The organism is Alexandriicola marinus (assembly GCF_004000435.1).
In the GTDB taxonomy this organism is placed as follows: Bacteria; Pseudomonadota; Alphaproteobacteria; order Rhodobacterales; family Rhodobacteraceae; genus Alexandriicola; species Alexandriicola marinus.
Window position 1 is genome coordinate 1,308,236 of record NZ_RBVZ01000001.1, and the last position, 10,798, is coordinate 1,319,033.

General features: G+C 64.4%; 14 protein-coding genes. 4 read left to right on the top strand and 10 right to left on the bottom strand.

The window, feature by feature from the left end; all coding sequences use genetic code 11:
* Nucleotides 1-135: 135 nt before the first annotated feature.
* Nucleotides 136-330 (bottom strand): hypothetical protein, encoded by a 195-nt coding sequence (locus tag EP376_RS06350; RefSeq protein WP_164744875.1) that lies wholly within the window; start codon nt 328-330, stop codon nt 136-138.
* Nucleotides 323-646, bottom strand: a complete 324-nt coding sequence (locus EP376_RS06355) for a PepSY domain-containing protein (RefSeq protein ID WP_127654661.1) — start codon at nt 644-646, stop codon at nt 323-325. Before EP376_RS06355 ends, EP376_RS06350 begins: the two co-directional genes overlap by 8 nt.
* A gap of 144 nt (nt 647-790) precedes the next feature.
* Between EP376_RS06355 and EP376_RS06360 the strand changes: the two genes are divergently transcribed.
* The 3 genes from EP376_RS06360 to EP376_RS06370 all read left to right on the top strand — a co-directional run bounded on the left by EP376_RS06360 (nt 791) and on the right by EP376_RS06370 (nt 4,731).
* Nucleotides 791-1,450 (top strand): response regulator transcription factor, encoded by a 660-nt coding sequence (locus EP376_RS06360; RefSeq protein WP_127654662.1) that lies wholly within the window; start codon nt 791-793, stop codon nt 1,448-1,450.
* On the top strand, nt 1,447-2,805 hold the full coding sequence (locus tag EP376_RS06365) for an ATP-binding protein (RefSeq protein WP_127654663.1): 1,359 nt from the start codon (nt 1,447-1,449) through the stop codon (nt 2,803-2,805). The genes EP376_RS06360 and EP376_RS06365 overlap by 4 nt, the downstream gene beginning before the upstream one ends.
* A 756-nt stretch (nt 2,806-3,561) precedes the next feature.
* Entirely contained in the window at nt 3,562-4,731 is a 1,170-nt protein-coding gene (locus tag EP376_RS06370) for an MFS transporter (RefSeq protein WP_127654664.1), read from the top strand.
* 330 nt (nt 4,732-5,061) lie between these two features.
* Here EP376_RS06370 and EP376_RS06380 read toward each other — a convergent pair whose 3' ends face one another.
* From EP376_RS06380 to EP376_RS06415, 8 genes are read right to left on the bottom strand one after another with little or no spacing between them, the layout of a single operon-like run.
* Nucleotides 5,062-7,833, bottom strand: coding sequence for an integrin alpha (locus tag EP376_RS06380; protein ID WP_127654666.1), 2,772 nt, complete (start codon nt 7,831-7,833; stop codon nt 5,062-5,064).
* A gap of 51 nt (nt 7,834-7,884) precedes the next feature.
* Complete coding sequence (locus EP376_RS06385; RefSeq protein WP_127654667.1) at nt 7,885-8,094, bottom strand: hypothetical protein; 210 nt, start codon at nt 8,092-8,094, stop codon at nt 7,885-7,887.
* A gap of 49 nt (nt 8,095-8,143) precedes the next feature.
* Nucleotides 8,144-8,353: a hypothetical protein gene (locus EP376_RS06390; RefSeq protein ID WP_127654668.1), complete on the bottom strand. Its 210-nt coding sequence runs from the start codon at nt 8,351-8,353 to the stop codon at nt 8,144-8,146.
* A gap of 49 nt (nt 8,354-8,402) precedes the next feature.
* The gene (locus tag EP376_RS06395) at nt 8,403-8,612 is read right to left on the bottom strand and encodes a hypothetical protein (protein WP_127654669.1); all 210 of its coding nucleotides are present in this window, start codon (nt 8,610-8,612) and stop codon (nt 8,403-8,405) included.
* Between the two features lie 49 nt (nt 8,613-8,661).
* Nucleotides 8,662-8,871, bottom strand: a complete 210-nt coding sequence (locus EP376_RS06400; RefSeq protein ID WP_127654668.1) for a hypothetical protein — start codon at nt 8,869-8,871, stop codon at nt 8,662-8,664.
* Between the two features lie 49 nt (nt 8,872-8,920).
* Nucleotides 8,921-9,130: a hypothetical protein gene (locus tag EP376_RS06405; RefSeq protein WP_127654669.1), complete on the bottom strand. Its 210-nt coding sequence runs from the start codon at nt 9,128-9,130 to the stop codon at nt 8,921-8,923.
* A 49-nt stretch (nt 9,131-9,179) separates the two neighbouring features.
* Complete coding sequence (locus EP376_RS06410; RefSeq protein WP_127654670.1) at nt 9,180-9,389, bottom strand: hypothetical protein; 210 nt, start codon at nt 9,387-9,389, stop codon at nt 9,180-9,182.
* A 49-nt stretch (nt 9,390-9,438) separates the two neighbouring features.
* The gene (locus tag EP376_RS06415; protein ID WP_127654671.1) at nt 9,439-9,648 is read right to left on the bottom strand and encodes a hypothetical protein; all 210 of its coding nucleotides are present in this window, start codon (nt 9,646-9,648) and stop codon (nt 9,439-9,441) included.
* Nucleotides 9,649-9,790: 142 nt separating this feature from the next.
* Between EP376_RS06415 and EP376_RS06420 the strand changes: the two genes are divergently transcribed.
* The gene (locus EP376_RS06420) at nt 9,791-10,543 is read left to right on the top strand and encodes a LytTR family DNA-binding domain-containing protein (RefSeq protein ID WP_127654672.1); all 753 of its coding nucleotides are present in this window, start codon (nt 9,791-9,793) and stop codon (nt 10,541-10,543) included.
* Nucleotides 10,544-10,798 lie beyond the last annotated feature (255 nt).

A 10,798-nucleotide genomic window follows, 5' to 3' on the forward strand; every position in this document is an offset into this window, starting at 1 on the left:
GGCTTGCTGACGCGCAGGCGATTCCCTCTTCAGCTTGCCGTCAGGAAGACGACGCCACCGGAAAAAAAGGGCCCCGCCCGTCGGGGCGAGGCCAGTGAGGGCCGAATGGACGGTCGGCCCCGGTTGTCCGTGTAGTCATGTCATGTCGAAAATTCCCGGTCGGCGCGTGCCGCCTGCAACCTGTGCGCGGGTGAGGTTCTCGTGGTGGCGCAACGAGGCGAGCCCGACGCACCCCCAGAGAAAGATGCGGACAAGCGGGTCCCTGCCCCGGATCGTGCCGGCCCCGGAAACCTGTCCTTCAGACGCATCACTGTCGGTTACGTCAGTCATCATCGTCTATTGTTCGATCCCGATCGGAATGATCGTCATCGTCGTCATCATCTTCGTATTCGAATTCGATCACTTCCAGCGTCGCCGGATGAAACTTCACTTCGATCGGACGCCCCTCGGCATCACGGCCTTCGATCTCGTAGCAACCGTCGTCGATCTTGATCCGGCGCACGGTCCAGCCACTGTCCTCGGCCAGCTGGGCGACGGCATCGCGCGGCTGCCAGTCGGCCATCGGCACGAAACAGTCGTCGTCCGCCATCGCGGCACCGGCCGGCAAGACCGCGAGAAAGGCGAGAATTGTCAATGTCTTCTTCATGGGCCAAACTCCTCGTGGCGGGCCTGTCGATACATTTCCTAAGAGGCAAAGCTGACAGCAGCCTGAAGGCGCAGACCACCTCCCGTCAGCTTGTCGTCAGGCAGACGAACGATGTAGGGGCGTCGAGATAGAACGGGGACAAGAATGCGCATCCTGCTGATCGAAGATGACAATGTGCTTGGCGCCGCTGTGCGCGACCAGATCGCGGCCGATGGACAATCGGTGGATTGGGTGATGCGCCTCGATATGGCCGGTGACGCGGTAAAGTCCACATCCTACGACCTGATCCTGCTTGACCTGATGCTGCCTGATGGCCGCGGCATCAGCTTTCTCAAGGGTCTGCGCACGCGGGGCGACGTGACACCGGTCATCATCCTGACCGCCCTCGACCAGGTGTCCGACCGCATCGAGGGCCTGAACGCCGGTGCCGACGATTATCTCGTGAAGCCTTTCGATCTTGCCGAATTGTCAGCCCGGATCGGCTCCGTCGCCCGCCGTTACAGCGGCAATCCGAACCCCATCCTGACCCACGGCCCGCTGGAAATCGATCTCGCGGCCCGCAGCCTGTACCGTGATGGCAAACCCGTCCAATTGACGTCACGGGAATGGGCCCTGTTCGAAGCCTTTCTCGCGCGCCCGGGGCAGCTACTGTCAAAGGCACAGCTTGAAGAGAAGCTTTATACCTTCGACGCAGAAGTGGAGAGCAATACAATCGAAGTCCATGTCAGCCGTCTGCGCAAGAAACTCGGCAGCACTGTCATCGAGACCGAACGCGGCATGGGATACAGGCTGGGTCGCCCATGAGATGGCCCGCCAGCCTACAGGGTCGACTCGGCCTGTCGCTGGGTCTGGCCCTGACGATCCTGTGGATTCTCGCCGCGACAATCACCGCCGTGATCGTGCGCACCGAGATGGACGAGGTGTTCGACAGCGCCCTGCGCGAAACCGCCGAGAGGCTCCTGCCCCTTGCCGTGACCGACATCGTGGGTCGGGAAGATCAGGGGATGACACAAAGGCTCGCGCCGATCCGCGACCATGACGAGTTCTTCACCTATCTCGTGCGCGATGAAGAGGGTCTTGTCCTCCTGCAATCCCACGCGGCCGATCCCGCCGCGTTCCCACCATATGACGGGCCGGGGTTTCGCGAGACCGCCACGCACCGGCTTTACAGCGACGCCGCCCTTCAGGACACGATCCGGATCACTGTCGCAGAACCGCTGGCCCATCGCGCATCGGTCGCGCGGGAAATCCAGTTGGGTCTCGGCCTCCCGCTGCTGATCGTGCTGCCGGTCGCGCTGGCCGCGATCATCCTCGCAGTCCGCTTGAGCCTTGGTCCGTTGCGTCGGTTTCGCGCCCGGCTCGAGGCGCGCGGCGCACGCGACCTGTCGGAAGTTCCCGCAGAGGGATTGCCGACAGAGATCGGCCCGCTGGCCGAAACCCTGAACAGCCTTCTGGACAGATTGCGGGGGGCGTTCGAGGCAGAGCGCAGTTTCGCCGCGAACGCGGCCCACGAGTTGAGAACGCCGCTGGCCGGCGCCATCGCACAGGCGCAGCGGCTGAAGACGGAGACGCATGAGCCCGCCACCGAAGCGCGTGCTTCTGAGATCGAGGCAACGCTCAAGCGCCTGACCCGGCTTTCCGAACGCCTCATGCAGCTCGCACGGGCCGAAGGTGGGCGGCTTCGTATGGACCGGAGCGCCGACCTGAGGGACGTGGCCCGGCTCGTGGTGGACGATCTTGGTCGCGCCAGTGCGACGGACCGCATCGCGCTGGCTCTTCCGGGCGCGGCTGTCATGTCGGACATGGACCCCGATGCCTTCGCCATCCTGTGCCGCAACCTCGTGGAGAATGCTCTCCGGCACGGCGCCGAAAACGGGACAGTCGACGTTGCATTGACCGCGGACGGGCTGCTTTCCGTCGCGAACGACGGCCCGGTCCTGCCGCGCCAAACGCTCGACGGCCTGACGGCCCGCTTCGAACGGGCAAATGCGAATACCGACGGAAGCGGTCTCGGCCTCGCCATCGTCGCCGCCATTGCCGAGCGTATCGGGAGCGCGCTCGTTCTGGATTCTCCGCGTCCGGGAACATCTTCCGGTTTTCGGGCGTCACTCAGGTTGCCGACCGAAGTTCCGGCCCTCGCTGCCAAGCGCGATCCATAGCGGAAGGCAAGTGCCGGATCATCAGCACGCCCGCGCCCGCTTCCCATGACAGTGCAATCGCTCGGGCCGCATTCTTGGATCACACAATATCGCCAAGCCTCGCCTCAGATCGCCGCAGCCCCGGTGATCGTTCACGGCCGTTCAGGCCATCCGCCAGGTCACCACAATCGATTGCTCGTTGCGATCCAGATCGGACCCCATGCCCAACCCTCATCGGCCGGGCGGCCAGAACGGGCTCGCAGGGGTGATGGTGGCGGAGCAAACGGGACCGGGACCCGACGTTCTCACAGTTACAAGTAACATCTTGTCGTGACCACGGAGGGCGGGGATCACGTCCTGCCGCATCCAACATTGTCCTAAATATGCGATCCTTCCTCAGGATCTTTCTCGGTCACTGTGCGGCAAGGACCACTGACGACCATCTGTTAAGAACGGATCCCCGACCGCGTTATGCCCGAGGCATGGTGCGACAAGGGCTCCCCATCCGTCCTGCCCTAAGGGGACCCGCGTGCGCGACCGCGCCTCCTGCCGCAACGATCACGGCCAGCCGGGAGGCGGCACGCGCGCGGCCAGGGGCATAGGCTCGGCGAAACGTCTCAGCGATCGCGCGGACGTGCCGTTGCTGTCCCGCCACTCCGACGCCCGCAGCCGACAGGTCTTGATTCCCGGCGGGTTTCAGGCGCACTTGTCAGCGCTGGTTGTTGAACCCGATTCCGGGCCGCACCCTGGGGGAAGATCTTGAAACAGGCTTGGATAATGCTCGCGGTGCTCTTTGGCGCCCGGGCTTCCATGGCGTTCCAGTTCCAGTCAATCGGGGCGCTGTCGCCGGTGATTGGCGAAAGCTATGCTGTGGAACTTGCCGACATCGGTCTTCTAATCGGGCTCTATCTGGCACCGGGCATAATCGTGGCCGGCCCGGGAAGTGCCCTGGCGACCAGGGTCGGCGAAGTCCGCTTTGTCAGCGGGGCGCTGTTTGCGATGTTTGCGGGGGGGATCATGGTGCTGGTTCTGCCCCAGTGGAGTGCTGCCCTCGCCGGCAGAACCCTCGCGGGGGCCGGAGGGGTGATCGTCAACGTCATCCTGACGAAGTTCATCGTCGACTGGTTCGCCGGGAAGGGCCTGTCGACGGCAATGGCCGTGTTCATCACGTCATGGCCGCTGGGAATTGCGCTGGCCTCCATGGTGCTGCCCCCGGTCGCAGAGACGGCAGGTCTGGGCGCCGCGCAACTTGTGGTCATCGTCGTCATCGTGGTCAGCACGGCGGCATTCCTTCTGTTTTACCGGCCGCCGCCTGTCGCTTCGGCAGGCGCGCCGAAGCCAAAGGCGGCCGGCGACGCGCCGCGGGAGCGTCTGTCGTGGATGCCGATCACGCTCGCGGGGCTCATCTGGGCGCTCTACACGGCGGGTCTGGCCATGGTGTTCAGCTTTGCACCGGCCTGGCTGACGGACGAGGGTTGGACCCTCTCGGCGGCGGGGGCGCTGACCGGCGGGCTGATGGCGCTCTATGCCTTGATGTTGCCTGTGGGGGGTATCCTGGCCGACCGCACGGGCGCGCGCGACCTGATCATCGCGGTCAGCTTCGTGGGCTTCGCCGCGCTGATGCCACTGGCGCTCTTTGCAGGTCAGTCGGTGATCGTGGTGCCGTTGTTCCTGGCAATCGGGATGGTGTTCTCGCTGGCGGCCGGACCAATCATGACGCTGCCGAACTCGGTACTGACACCGGCCACACTGACGATCGGAATGGGGTGGTTCTGGACGATCTACTACGTGGTCATGGTGATCTTCCCGCGCGTCGGCGGCGCACTTGGAGACCGCACCGGCAACTCGGCGGCCGCGCTCTGGCTGGGGGTGGGATTGATCGTCGCCGCAGGCGTGTCGCTGGTGGCCTTCCGATATGTGGCGGCTCGGCGGCGCATCGTCGCTTGAGGTCAGCGCCGCCCGTCCCGCCCGCCCGCTGTCAGATCGAGGCCGCGCTGCCGTCTCAACCGTAGCCCTTCTTACAAGACCCCCGACAGCATTGTCCCTCCGACTAGCAACTTTGCGGCCCGCATGTCGCCGCCTGGCGCATTGTTCGCGCCCGTGGTTCTTGCATCAAATGTCCGGCCCGTCACCTTCGCTGCGGTGGCGCGTGTCGGCACTGCGGCCTCGCTTGTCATTGGCCGGTGCGGCACCTCGGGCATGCCGGTCTCGATCGACGTCCCGGGCAGCGTCCCGGCCCCGGACTGGAACTCATGACTGTACCGGGCCTCTGCGCCGTCACATGGCAAACACATCCTGACCCAGCAGCTCGAGCTGGATCATGCCATCCGCCGCGCCGTCGAACGCGTCATAGTCCGCAAGCAAATCCGCGCCGCCATAGACCACGTAGGCCGTTCCGGGCGCAGACGTGTCGCCCTCGGCGCTCCCTCGGACGGCACCTATGATCAGGTCGTCGATCCCATCGCCGTTGACATCGCCTGCCGCCGAGACGGCATGTCCCGAGAACGCACCGGACGCCGGGCCGGCGAAGACAAATCCCGTCGCGCCATCGAGCGCGTCGAGATCAACCGTGGCCGCGAAGTCTCCGTCGCTGTCGGTATCACGTCCGAAGATCAGATAGGTCTCGCCTGAACTGCCACCGCCTGCATCGCCCTGCGGTGCTCCGATCAGCAGATCGTCGATCCCATCGCCATTCACATCGCCGGCGGACGCCACGGAGAAGCCAGAGCGGTCGTCGGCATCGATCCCGTTGAGGACAAAGCCATCGGTTCCGTCGAGATCACCCAGATCAACGGACGCCGGAAAGTCGCCGTCTGTCGCCGCGTCGCGACCAAAGACGACAAAGCTTTGCCCGGCGTCGTTGACGCCATCGGGGTTCGCCCCGTAGGAACCGATGATGATATCCCCAATCCCGTCGTTGTTGATGTCGCCGGCCGCGGCCACGCTGAAGCCAGCGAAAGCAGATGCCTCACCGAACACCAGGGCAAAGCCATTCGTACCATCCAGCGCGGAGAGGTCGAGTGCAGCCCCGAAATCGCCGCTCACCTCCGTGTCGCGCCCATAGACAATATAGGCCTCACCGGTGCTTGACGCCCCCGTGTCGCCGAAGGGTGCGCCGATCAGCAGGTCGTCGATCCCGTCGCCATTCACGTCACCGGCAGCCGAGACGGAATAGCCGGACTGATCCGACGGATCGTTCCCGCCGATCACGAAGCCGGTGCTGCCATCCAGCGTTTCAAGATCGATCGCGGCCGGAAACCCGTCGTCACTGCCGAACACGACAAAGGTCTCTCCTGCGTCGACGCGGCCACCCGGATCACCGCGATAGGCACCGATCAGCAGGTCATCAATCCCGTCGTTGTTGATATCACCGGCCGAGGAGACTGAAATCCCGGCATTGTCGTTCGTATCGATCCCGTTGAGAACAAAGCCATTGCTCCCGTCGAGGTCATTTAGGTCGAACGACGCGCCGAAGCCGCCGTCAGCCGCCGCGTCCTGGCCGAAAATCACGTAGACCTCGCCTGAATTTCCCCGTTCGGTATCCGCCCCGAATGCACCGATCACCAGATCGTCGATACCGTCCCCATCGATATCGCCCGCAGAAGCGACGGACGCACCGGCAAAGCCCCCGGCATCGATCCCATCCACGACAAACCCGTCCGCCGAATCCAGTGAAGCGACATCGATAACACCGGCATCGCGGGAATTGCTCCCGTAGATGACGAAGGCCTGACCGGCGAGAGACAGATCGCCGGCGGTGTTGGACCGCGCTCCGATGATGATATCATCGATCCCGTCCCCATTGACATCGCCGGCGGCAGCCACCGCATAGCCGAACTCGCCAAGGCTCTGGCTCCCCACCAAGACGAACCCATTCAAGGTGCTTGAGACATCAGCTGTGCCGGTGACCGTGAAGGACACGCTTTCGGTGGCCGCGCCACCGGCACCATCGTCGATCGTCAGATCATAGACGAAGCTCACCGTCTCTCCCTCATCGAGGTAGTCAAACAGCGTGTTGTCCGCTGCAAAGCTCCAGGTGACGCTGCCGCCGGCCTGGGTCTCGCCGGCGGTGATCACGGTGCCGAGGAAGCCCGCAATCGCGGCCGCACTCAAACCGCCATCGTCGCCCACAACCTCGACCAGCGTCGCCGAGACGGTCTGCACGTTGCCGAGATCGGCATCACCGAAGAGGATCGCGCCGCCGCCCGTCAGGGTCTCTGCCGCATCCTCGACAGCCCCGTCCGACAGGGTCGAGGCGCCCGTGTCGATCATCACCGCGTCGTTCTGCCCTTCGATGGTCAGGCTCAGTGTCTCGGTTGCGAGATTGCCTTGCCCGTCCGAGACATTGACCGTCACCGTTTCGACGATGCTCTCTCCGAAAGCGAGATGGTCATATTGGCCGCTCGGATCGAAGTGCAGCGCGAAGGCCATGCCGTCATATTGGCCTTCACTTACCTGCGAACTCCCCGCAACAGACATGCGACCACCGCCGGTGACCGAAACACTTTCGACGGAAACCGTCCCGCCATCGAAATCGAAGGCGTCGACGGAGAAATCATGGGGCACATCCTCGGTGCCCGTCTGGTCGGCCACGCGAACCAGTGCCGCATTCGCGCCCCCGAGATTGAACGTGTAGTCGCCGAACTGAAGCACCTCGATATGCTTGAGCCTGTCGGTCCCTTCATCGCCATCGGCAACGTTCAGGTCGTCCACGACAATCCCGTTGCCGCACCCGTCGAGGATCAGGAAATCGAAGATCGAGCCTTCGTAAACGGCCGTGTCCCAGCCGTCATTGCCACGGATCCGGTCATTTCCGGCAGAGCCCTCGATGATATCGTCACCGTCGCCCGCATTGATCCGGTCGCGCGCGAATGAGCCGGTAATGCGGTCGTCACCGTCGCCGCCATTGATCCATGCGCCACCGCTCCAGGCAGGCGGCTCCAGCACATCATCGCCGTCGCCGCCATTTACAACGTCCCACTTGCGCCATGGCCCGCCCGTCGCGAATTGCAGCGCGTCGCCCAAGCCTGTGTCGAAATGTCTGATCATGAATCTCTCACGTTCAATCGGTGGTCGATCAATTGAGTCCCGCAGGCCGGCTCAGATCTCATCGCCGTCGCCCATGTTGACGATCTTCTCCGGCAGCGTCTCGACCGGGCGCGGGTCGCGGTCTTCGGGCGGCGTCTTGTCAACGAAGATCTCGTGGCCTTCGTCCATCGAGATGATCCGGTCGGTTGTCCCGCCCTTCGTATCGGCCATCAGCGGCCCGGCGGTCAGCGCGAGGGCGATGGCAAGCATCAGTCGGGTCATGGGTCTGTCTCCCTGTCTGGTATGGTCCGGGTCAAAGCGGCGAGAGCGCTCAGATCTCCTCGCCCTCGCCCATGTTGATGATCTTCTCCGGCGGCGTCTCGACCGGGCGCGGGTCGCGGGCCTCGGGCGGCGTCTTGTCGACGAAGATCGTCTCGCCGTCGCCCATCGCGATGATCCGGTCGGTTGTCCCGCCCTTCGTGTCGGCCATCAGCGGCCCGGCGGTCAGCGCGAGGGCGGTGGCAAGCATCAGTCGGGTCATGGCTCTGTCTCCCTGTCTGGTGTGGTCCGGGTCAAAGCGGCGCGAGCGCTCAGATTTCTTCGCCGTCGCCCATGGCGACGATCTTCTCCGGCGGCCGCTCGACCGGGCGCAGGTCGCGGTCCTCGGGCGGCGTCTTGTCGACGAAGATCTCGTCGCCTTCGTCCATCGAGATGATCCGGTCGGTTGTCCCGCCCTTCGTATCGGCCATCAGCGGCCCGGCGCTCAGCGCGAGGGCGGTGGCAAGCATCAGTCGGGTCATGGGTCTGTCTCCCTGTCTGGTGTGGTCCGGGTCAAAGCGGCGAGAGCGCTCAGATCTCCTCGCCCTCGCCCATGTTGATGATCTTCTCCGGCGGCGTCTCGACCGGGCGCGGGTCGCGGGCCTCGGGCGGCGTCTTGTCGACGAAGATCGTCTCGCCGTCGCCCATCGCGATGATCCGGTCGGTTGTCCCGCCCTTCGTGTCGGCCATCAGCGGCCCGGCGGTCAGCGCGAGGGCGGTGGCAAGCATCAGTCGGGTCATGGGTCTGTCTCCCTGTCTGGTGTGGTCCGGGTCAAAGCGGCGCGAGCGCTCAGATTTCTTCGCCGTCGCCCATGGCGACGATCTTCTCCGGCGGCCGCTCGACCGGGCGCAGGTCGCGGTCCTCGGGCGGCGTCTTGTCGACGAAGATCTCGTCGCCTTCGTCCATCGAGATGATCCGGTCGGTTGTCCCGCCCTTCGTATCGGCCATCAGCGGCCCGGCGCTCAGCGCGAGGGCGGTGGCAAGCATCAGTCGGGTCATGGGTCTGTCTCCCTGTCTGGTGTGGTCCGGTGAGTAGCGGCGCGAGCGCTCAGATCTCCTCGCCGTCGCCCATATTGACGATCTTCTCCGGCAGCGTCTCGACCGGGCGCGGGTCGCGGTCTTCGGGCGTACGGGAAGAGACGGAGAGTTCGTCGCCTTCGTCCATCGAGACGATCCGGTCGGTCATCCCGCCCTTCGTATCGGCCATCAGCGGCCCGGCGGTCAGCGCGAGGGCGGTGGCAAGCATCAGTCGGGTCATGGGTCTGTCTCCCTGTCTGGTGTGGTCCGGGTCAAAGCGGCGAGAGTGCTCAGATCTCCTCGCCTTCGTCCATGTTGATGATCGTCTCCGGCGGCCGCTCGACCGGGCGCAAGTCGCGGTCCGCGGGCGGCGTCTTGTCGACGAAGATCTCGTGGCCTTCGTCCATCGAGATGATCCGGTCGGTTGTCCCGCCCTTCGTATCGGCCATCAGCGGCCCGGCGGTCAGCGCGAGGGCGGTGGCAAGCATCAATCGGGTCATGGTTATCCTCCTCGGTCAGAAAGCGGGCACAGAGCCGCGGCGCATTTCCGAAAAAGAGAGGTCGCGAAATTTCCTTGCGCTCAAGGGCCTCTTCGTGAATTGGTAAAGTATTTCGTGAATTTTCCGGATTTGCAGATTGGCGATGCGCGAAAAAGTCATTGAACTTGCGACAGATAGGAAGATTCTGATCTTCCTGATCCTCGTGATCGGCTTCACGATTCTCGGACCCTTCGGCACCTACGAGCTGTTCGACCCCTGGGCGCGGCTGGTCTTCTGGAGCGTCGTGATCACCGGGATCGGCGCTCTGATGCATTTCGGCATCGTGCTTGCCCTCAAGGGCGCCGGGTTGCAGAGCCTGCCCTGGCCGGTGCGCATCGCCATCGGCGCGATGGTCGCCGCGGTGCCCAGCGTCGGGGTCGTGATCTTCGTCACGGCCTTCATGTTCGAGACCGGCGTCAGCCCCGGCGCCTTTCCGGTGATCTGGCTGCAGGTGGCCGTCATTGGCACCCTTGCGGGCATCGTCGAATACAAGCCGCCTTCCGCGCCGCCAGAACCGGAACCCGAGCGGCCGGTTACCACACGGTTTCACAAGCGGCTCCCCGAAGGCGCGCCCCACGACATCGTCTCGCTGTCGATGAACGACCATTATGTCGAGGTCACGACAACCGAGGAGCAGCACTTGGTCCTCGTGCGGTTCTCCGATGCGCTGGACGAACTGGACGAGCTCGACGGCCTGCGTCTCCACCGCTCGCACTGGGCGGCAAGAGCGCATCTGCGATCCCTGATCAAACGCGGGCGCCAGCTTCGGGCGGTGCTCTCGGACGGACGGGAACTGCCGGTCAGCAACAGCTACGCCGGACAGCTGCAAGACATTCTGGAGCTCGAGGAGGTCTGACAACGGGCAGACGACCCTGCGTCTTGCCCGGCAGCGGCGCTATCGCTTCGCGCTTCGGCGTGCGGCAACCTCTGAATGGTTTGCCTGTCCGAGCATCGCCACCGCGGTGACGGCAGGCATTGCCGGCCGAGAGAACGGATGTCAGGCCGAAAGCCGACACGGTAGTGCTCAGCCCAATCCGGATGATCCTAGGAACAGCGACACGATCCGGCCACAGCCGGATCAGGGGACCGCTTTCGAAAAGGCAAGTGGCGG